The following is a 6,833-nucleotide window of genomic DNA, read 5'->3' on the forward strand; positions in this document are numbered from 1 at the left end:
CTACCCGTGGTTGGAGCAGGCCCGGGGCGCGGTGCAGGCGGCGGTCGGCGACCTGCCGGCGGCCACCAAGCACCTGTGCGCGCTGGCCGACCGGCTGCGCGAGGACGGGCTGGCCGGGCACGAGCTGCTCGTCCTGCTGGACCTGGTCCGGTTCGACCAGGCCGCCGCGCCGGTCGGGCCGACCTGCACCGACGGCGGCCGGCGCACCGTGGCGCAGCGCCTGGCGGAACTCTCCGAACAGGTGGACGGGGTGCTGCCGCCGCTGGTCGCCCGGTACGGCCGGGCGTCGCTCGACGGCTCCCCCGACGACCTGCTCGCGGTGGCCGCCGGTTTCGCCGACCGCGACCTGGTCGTCCATGCCGCCGAGGCGACCGCGATGGCGCTGCACCGGATGCGCGACGGGCGCGCCGGGGCGACCGGGCCGGTCCGGGAGCGTCTCGCCGACCTGCTGCGCCGCTGCGACGAGATCTCCACCCCGGCGCTGCGCCTGCTCCGCCCCACGCTCAGCGACCGGGAGTGGGAGGTCGCCCGCCTCGCCGCCGACGGCCTCACCAGCCGCGCGATCGCCGAGCGGCTGTTCCTGTCCACCCGCACCGTGGAGAACCACCTCCAGCGGGTCTACAGCAAGCTCGGCGTCACCGGGCGCGGCGAGCTGCGGGCCGCCCTGCGGTCGATGCCGGGGCACGACGGCGGGGATCCGGTCTGAACTCTAGGCTGGGGCGGTGAGCACCCTTCGCCCCGCGCTGCTGACCGACCACTACGAGCTGACCATGGTCAGCGCGGCCCTGCAGGACGGCACCGCCGACCGACGCTGCGTCTTCGAGGTGTTCAGCCGGCGGCTGCCGGCCGGCCGCCGGTACGGGGTGGTCGCCGGCACCGGCCGCCTGATCGAGATGATCCGCGACTTCCGCTTCGACCCGGCGGAGATCGACTTCCTGCGCCGCACCGGCGTGGTCGACGAGCGGGCCGCCCGGTGGCTGGCCGACTACCGCTTCACCGGCGACGTCGACGGCTACGCCGAGGGCGAGCTGTTCTTCCCCGGCTCCCCGATCCTCACCGTGTCCGGCACGTTCGCCGAGTGCGTGGTGCTGGAGACGCTTGTGCTGTCGGTGCTCAACCACGACTGCGCGGTCGCCGCGGCGGCGGCGCGGATGGTCACCGCGGCGCGGGGCCGGGCACTGATCGAGATGGGCTCCCGCCGGGCGCACGAGGAGGCCGCGGTCGCCGCCGCGCGGGCGGCGTACCTGGCCGGGTTCCGGTTCACCTCCAACCTGGCCGCCGGGCAGCGCTACGGCATCCCCACCGCGGGCACCGCCGCGCACGCGTTCACCCTGTTGCACGACGACGAGCGGACCGCGTTCGCCTCCCAGGTCGCCACGCTGGGCAAGGACACCACGCTGCTGGTCGACACGTACGACATCGCCCAGGGCATCCGCAACGCCATCGCGGTCGCCGGCCCGGAGTTGCGCGCGGTCCGGATCGACTCGGGCGACCTCGCGGTGATCGCCCAGCAGTCCCGGGAGCTGCTCGACTCGCTCGGCGCCACCGAGACGAAGATCATCGTCTCGGGTGACCTGGACGAGTACGCGATCGCCTCGCTGGCCGCCGAGCCGGTGGACATGTACGGGGCCGGCACCGCCGTGGTGACCGGCTCGGGCGCGCCCACCGCCGGCCTGGTCTACAAGCTGGTCGAGGTGGAGGGGCGACCGGTGGTCAAGCGCTCCGAGCACAAGGCCACCATCGGGGGCCGGAAGGTCGCGGTGCGCCGGCACAAGCCGACCGGCACCGCCACCGAAGAGGTCGTCGTGCCGCAGGGCGTGCCCGACCGGCAGCCGAACGACCGGCTGCTTCAGCACTCGTTCGTGGTCTCGGGCGAGCCGGTCGGGCTCCCCACGCTGGACGAGTCCCGCGAGCACCTGCGACAGTGTCTGATCTCCATCCCGTGGGAGGGGCTCAAGCTCTCCGGCGGGGACCCGGCCGTTCCGGTGACGGTCGTACCCGCGAGCTGAGGAGGACCGGTCAGATGGCGAACGCCCTGATCATCGTGGACGTGCAGAACGACTTCTGCGAGGGCGGGTCCCTGGCGGTGGGCGGTGGGGCCGGCGTGGCCGCCGGGATCTCCCGGTTGCTCGCCGCCGAGCCGGACCGCTGGGACCACGTGGTCGCGACGAAGGACTACCACATCGATCCGGGCGCGCACTTCGGCGACCCGCCGGACTTCGTCGACTCGTGGCCCCGGCACTGCGTGGTCGGCACGTCCGGCTCCGAGTTCCACCCCGAGCTGGCCACCGACCGGGTGGAGGAGATCTTCCACAAGGGCGAGCACGCGGCCGCGTACTCCGGTTTCGAGGGGCACGCGCGCGACGGCGAGTGCCTGGCCGACTGGCTGCGCCACCGCGACGTGGACCGGGTCGACGTGGTCGGCATCGCCACCGACCACTGCGTGCGCGCGACCGCGCTGGACGCCGCCCGGGAGGGCTTCCGCACCACGGTGCTGCTGGACCTCACCGCGGCCGTGGCCCCGGCGACGCTGGACGTGGCGTTGCGCGCGCTCGACGGCGCCGGGGTCGCCATGGTGGGCGAGCCTGTGATCAGGGCCGCTTGACCAGGTAATCGCTTGCGGCTGTCGTACCCCGGGCCCAGGATGGCGCGGGAGGTACGGACCGTCGTGAACCTGAAGCCTTACCGGGAGGCACTCGCCCTGCCCGGCCTGCGGTCGTTGCTGCTGGTGTCCGTGCTGGCCCGTGTGCCGCTGACCGCGACCGGTGTGACGCTGACCTTCTACGTGGTGCTCGACCTGGGCCGGGGCTACGGCGCCGCCGGCCTGGTCGGCGCCGCGTCGACCATCGGCGCCGCGCTCGGCTCCCCGCTGCTCGGCCGGCTGGTCGACCGGCGCGGGCTGCGGCCGGTGCTGCTGCTCACCACCGTCGTCGAGGGCCTGTTCTGGGCCGCGGCACCGACCCTGTCGTACCCGGTGCTGCTGCCCGCGGCGTTCCTGGCCGGCCTGTTCGCGCTGCCGGTCTTCTCGGTGGTCCGCCAGTCGATCGCGGCGCTGGTGCCGGCGGACCGACGCCGGCCCGCGTACGCGCTGGACTCGATGTCGGTGGAGCTGTCGTTCATGGTCGGCCCGGCGCTCGCCGTGGCCCTGGCCACCGCCGTCACGCCCCGGCTCACCCTCTGGGCGGTGGGCGCCGGGATCGTCGCCGCCGGCATCTGCTTCTGGCTGCTCGACCCGCCGACCCGGGCCGCGGACGAGCCGGCCGGCCCCCCGCGCGCGGTGTCCCGCCGGGAGTGGCTCACCCCGCGCCTGCTCGCCGTGCTGGCGGTCAGCCTGGCTGCCACCCTGGTGCTGGGCGGCACCGACGTCGCCGTGGTGGCCGTGCTCCGCGCCGGCGGCGAGGTCGGCTGGACCGGCGCCGTGCTGGCCGCCTGGGCGGTCGCCTCGCTGGTGGGCGGCTTCGCCTACGGCGCGGTACGCCGCTCGTTCCCTCCGTTGGCGCTGGTGGCGGCGCTCAGCCTCACCACGATCCCGGTCGGTTTGGGCGGGTCGCACTGGTGGCTGCTCAGCCTCGCGTTGATCCCCACCGGGGCGCTCTGCGCGCCCACCATCGCGGCCACCTCGGACGCGGTGAGCCGGCTCGCCCCGCCCGGCGTCCGCGGCATGGCGATGGGCCTGCACGGCTCCGCCGTCACCGTCGGCATCGCGCTCGGCGCGCCACTGGCCGGCGTGGTGATCGACGCGTCCGCGCCGGCCTGGGGCTTCGTGGTCACCGGGGCGATCGGGTTGCTGGTGGCGCTGGCGGTGCTCCCGGTCGAGCTGCGTCACCGGCGCGGTTCGGCGCCCGCCGCCACCCCCGAGCCCGAACTGGCCCCCGCCACCCCCTGACAGTCCGGGGACCCCTCCGCCCCCGCCCCTCGGCACACCCCACCACCCGGCTCACCCGCCCGCCCCGGCCCGCCCCGGCTCTGCCCGACCGGCCCGCACCGCACCGGTTCCCATCCGGCCCAACCTGGCCCGGGCCAGGCAGGACCCTCCGCCGGCCCAGCCCCACCCCGACTACGGCCGCTGGCCCCCATGGCACCTCGCCCGGCTCAGCGAGGTGTTGACCAAGGAGTTCGCGTCGGACCGCCCCCGGATTCCCGACGCAAACTCCTTGATCAACGCACGCGCTGGTCGATCATGAAGGTGGCGGTACGGTTTGTCCGTTCTGCGGGAGTCAACCTCATGATCGACCGGGTGGGTGGGCCCGAAGCAGGGGGCGTGGTGGGGAAAGGCGACGGGCGCCGCGCCCCGGGGTGGTGGGGTGCGGCGCCCGTCGTGGGCTCGCCAGGCGGTCTAGCGCTGGTCGAGGTTGCCCGCGGTGTCCTCCTGGTAGCTGGCGCCACCGTTGGCCTCGCTGGTCAGCGGCTTGGCACCGCCCTCGGGCGGGCCGGCCAGGGTCTGCCCGGCGGCCAGCTCGGGGAACTTCGCGTCGAAGGCCGGCCGCTCGGAGCGGATCCGCGGCATCCGGTCGAAGTTGCGCAGCGGCGGCGGGGAGCTGGTGGCCCACTCGAGCGAGTTGCCGTGACCCCACGGGTCGTCGACCTCGACCACCGGGCCGGTCTTGTACGACTTCCAGCAGTTCCAGATGAACGGCAGGGTCGAGATACCGGTGATGAACGCGCCGATCGTGGAGATCATGTTCAGCGTGGTGAAGCCGTCGCTGGGCAGGTAGTCGGCGTAGCGCCGCGGCATGCCCTCGTTGCCCAGCCAGTGCTGCACCAGGAACGTGGTGTGGAAGCCGATCATGGTCAGCCAGAAGTGAATCTTGCCGAGCCGCTCGTCGAGCATCCGGCCGAACATCTTCGGGAACCAGAAGTAGATGCCACCGAAGACGGCGAACACGATGGTGCCGAAGAGCACGTAGTGGAAGTGCGCCACCACGAAGTACGAGTCGTGCAGGTGGAAGTCGAGCGGCGGGCTGGCCAGCAGCACACCGGTCAGGCCACCGAAGAGGAAGGTCACCAGGAAGCCGACCGCGAACAGCATCGGCGTCTCGAACGTGATCTGACCCCGCCACATGGTGCCGATCCAGTTGAAGAACTTCATACCGGTCGGCACGGCGATCAGGTAGCTGAGGAAGCTGAAGAACGGCAGCAGCACCTGGCCGGTGGCGAACATGTGGTGCGCCCACACGCTCATCGACAGCGCGGCGATGGCGATGGTGGCCGCGACGAGGCCCTTGTAACCGAAGATCGGCTTCCGGGAGAAGACCGGGATGATCTCGGTGATGATGCCGAAGAACGGCAGCGCGATGATGTAGACCTCGGGGTGACCGAAGAACCAGAACAGGTGCTGCCACAGCATCGGGCCGCCGGTGGCCGGGTCGTACACGTGGGCGCCGAGCAGGCGGTCCGCGGCGAGCGCGAAGAGCGCGGCGGCCAGCAGCGGGAAGACCAGGATGGCCAGCAGGCTGGTGACCAGCATGTTCCAGGTGAAGATCGGCATCCGGAACATGGTCATGCCGGGCGCGCGCAGGGTCAGGATCGTGGTGATCAGGTTGACCGCGCCGAGGATCGTGCCCAGACCGGAGATGGCCAGGCCGACCACCCACATGTTGGCGCCGACGCCCGGCGAGTGCTCGACGGTGCTGAGCGGCGTGTACGCGGTCCAGCCGAAGTCGGCCGCGCCGCCGGGGCTGACGAAGCCCGCGGTGGCCAGCGTGCCGCCGAACAGGTACAGCCAGTAGGCGAAGGCGTTGAGCCGGGGGAACGACACGTCGGGCGCGCCGATCTGCAGCGGCACCACGTAGTTCGCGAAGGCGAACACGATGGGCGTCGCGAAGAACAGCAGCATGATCGTGCCGTGCATGGTGAAGAGCTGGTTGTACTGCTCGGGCGACAGGAACTGCAGCCCCGGTCGCGCCAGCTCGGCGCGCATGATCAGGGCCATCAGGCCACCGATCATGAAGAACGCGAACGCGGTGACCATGTACATGATCCCGATCTGCTTCGCGTCCGTGGTGCGCAGCAGCCGCGCGAGGGCCGACCCCTTGACCGGCTCGCGGACCGGCCAGGGCCGGGTCACGACCGGCTTGGGTGCGACGGTGGTCACGAGTGGCCTCCGGTTCTGGGTTGTCCCGCTCGGCGCGCTGGTCATCGGCGCAGCCGTCATCCGCAAGGAGGATAGTCCCCGGTAGGTGGCCCCGCCGCGTGGGGTGGGCGGCTACGATCTTCCGCCGGCTACAGCGGGCCGGTGAGGAGCCGGTAGTGCTCGCCGAAGATCCGCCCGCCGCGCCCGCGCAGCAGCGGGTCGCGCAGCGCCGGCGGCACGTCGCGGGTGCGGTTGCGGTCCCGGGTCCGGTCCCGCACCCAGCGGGTACGCGGCCGGCGGCGACTCTCGTACGCGATCAGCGCCGCGTCGACGCTGCCGGCGGCGCGCAGCGACTCGGCGAGCACGACGGCGTCCTCCAGCGCCATGGCGGCCCCCTGGGAGAGCGTCGGCGCGGTCGCGTGAGCGGCGTCACCGACGAGCAGCACCCGGCCGTGGAACCAGCGCCCCAGCTCGACCTCCTCGGTGCGTTCGACGTGCACCGTCTCGAGCGCGGCCAGCACCTCGGGCACCGGACCGCGGTAGTCGCCGAACAGCTCGTGCAGCCGGGCGAGCGGGTCGACCGGCAGGTCGGTGCCGGCCTCGTCGGCATAGCAGTAGAGCCGGCCGGCGCCGAGCGGCACGACCAGGAAGCCGGAGCGTTGCCCGAGCAGGGCGGTCCAGTCGGCGACCCGGGGACCGCCGCGGACGACGGCCCGGTAGACCACCTGGCCGGCGGGGCGCGGCGGGCCGCCGAGCGCGG

At 73.2% G+C, this 6,833-nt stretch carries 6 protein-coding genes; 4 read left to right on the forward strand and 2 right to left on the reverse strand.

Going from position 1 to position 6,833, the window contains the following annotated elements; genetic code table 11:
- From HUW36_RS22150 to HUW36_RS22165, 4 genes are all read left to right on the forward strand, one after another.
- The coding region (locus tag HUW36_RS22150; protein WP_174529933.1) for a helix-turn-helix transcriptional regulator at window positions 1-706 on the forward strand (706 nt) is incomplete at its 5' end.
- A gap of 16 nt (window positions 707-722) precedes the next feature.
- Window positions 723-2,009 carry a nicotinate phosphoribosyltransferase gene (locus HUW36_RS22155; RefSeq protein ID WP_174529934.1) on the forward strand — a complete coding sequence of 429 codons (1,287 nt, stop codon included), beginning with the start codon at window positions 723-725 and terminating at the stop codon, window positions 2,007-2,009.
- A gap of 14 nt (window positions 2,010-2,023) precedes the next feature.
- Window positions 2,024-2,605 (forward strand): isochorismatase family protein, encoded by a 582-nt coding sequence (locus tag HUW36_RS22160; protein WP_174529935.1) that lies wholly within the window; start codon window positions 2,024-2,026, stop codon window positions 2,603-2,605.
- 39 nt (window positions 2,606-2,644) lie between these two features.
- Window positions 2,645-3,886, forward strand: a complete 1,242-nt coding sequence (locus HUW36_RS22165; protein ID WP_174529936.1) for an MFS transporter — start codon at window positions 2,645-2,647, stop codon at window positions 3,884-3,886.
- 450 nt (window positions 3,887-4,336) lie between these two features.
- On the opposite strand, the gene ctaD is transcribed toward HUW36_RS22165, so the two are convergent.
- Window positions 4,337-6,094: an aa3-type cytochrome oxidase subunit I gene (ctaD, locus tag HUW36_RS22170; protein WP_174529937.1), complete on the reverse strand. Its 1,758-nt coding sequence runs from the start codon at window positions 6,092-6,094 to the stop codon at window positions 4,337-4,339.
- A 128-nt stretch (window positions 6,095-6,222) separates the two neighbouring features.
- Window positions 6,223-6,833 (reverse strand): FAD-dependent monooxygenase (locus HUW36_RS22175; protein ID WP_174529938.1); only part of this gene is annotated, 611 nt, incomplete at its 5' end.

The sequence above is a fragment of the Micromonospora maritima genome, from assembly GCF_902825405.1.
In the GTDB taxonomy this organism is placed as follows: Bacteria; Actinomycetota; Actinomycetes; order Mycobacteriales; family Micromonosporaceae; genus Micromonospora; species Micromonospora maritima.